Raw genomic sequence first — 591 nt, 5'->3', positions numbered from 1 at the left:
AAAAACAATATGATATTTACATCTCCATTTACTATGTGATAAGCTTTTTACGTCATTCATTGACATTGAACCTCCTATGTTGAAATGTTGTGGTTGCCAGACCAACTTTATTTTACCACTAGGAGGTTCTTTCCTTTTCTCTAAGAATTTTTTACCGACCCCCAGTTTAACTGGGGGTTTAGTCATGCCTATTCGGCGCACAATAATAAAAAAGGCTAACCATTTGGTTAGCCTTTTAGCTTAATCAGCGACTTCCTATCATTCCTCACTGTGGATTTCTCATCGCTGCTTTGCAGCTGGAGAAATCTTACGTTCGGATGAAGGTGATGTGTGGCTCCCATACGTCGCTACGCTCCTCTGTTAGCTCACACCCTACCTTTCCCAGGTGCCCTGGTCGGACTCTACATGTAAGCATATAAAATAAAAAAGGCTAACCATTCGGTTAGCCTTTTAGCTTAATCAGCGACTTCCTATCCTCCCAGGCCGTCTCCAGCCAAGTACTTTCGGCGTTTACGAGCTTAACTACTGTGTTCGAGATGGGAACAGGTGGACCCTCGTAGCTATCGCCACTGAATCTGTCAGAGTTTGTAC

The 591-nt window shown here is 43.5% G+C and carries 1 rRNA gene and 1 pseudogene; both read right to left on the bottom strand.

What is annotated here, in order from left to right:
• Positions 1-66: pseudogene (locus VIHSUH07_RS09805) on the bottom strand (IS200/IS605 family transposase); the annotation flags it as partial.
• Between the two features lie 391 nt (positions 67-457).
• Positions 458-574 (bottom strand): 5S ribosomal RNA (gene rrf / locus VIHSUH07_RS06480).
• Positions 575-591: the final 17 nt, after the last annotated feature.

This window comes from Veillonella sp. T34266-5 (assembly GCF_002959815.1).
Classification (GTDB): Bacteria; Bacillota; Negativicutes; order Veillonellales; family Veillonellaceae; genus Veillonella; species Veillonella atypica.
The sequence above is the reverse complement of the archived record's forward strand: the minus strand, read 5'-3'. Positions and strand labels throughout refer to the sequence as shown.